The following is a 277-nucleotide window of genomic DNA, read 5'->3' on the forward strand; positions in this document are numbered from 1 at the left end:
TGCCGTTAACCCGCACGACCTTGTTGTCAAGGTTGACGGCAACGTTACTGACAGCATTAACGTTGAGCTCACCGGCAACGAGACTCACACTGTGGAAGTCTACTACAACGGTCACCTCATCAAGAGCGAGAACATCACCATCCACGCAGTCAGCTGGGATGTTTCGTTCGACTTTGCTACGAATGGTACTGTGTACAAGTACGTTGACAACATGCTCTATGTTACCGTGCATGTTAACGGTCCGAGCGTGCCAGTGAACGTTAGCATTAACGGAAAC

The 277-nt window shown here is 49.8% G+C and carries 1 protein-coding gene; it reads left to right on the forward strand.

Annotated elements, in window-relative coordinates:
* Positions 1-277 (forward strand): hypothetical protein (locus E3E29_RS11600; RefSeq protein ID WP_167911128.1); only part of this gene is annotated, 277 nt, incomplete at both ends.

Source organism: Thermococcus sp. Bubb.Bath, assembly GCF_012027595.1.
Taxonomy (GTDB): domain Archaea; phylum Methanobacteriota_B; class Thermococci; order Thermococcales; family Thermococcaceae; genus Thermococcus.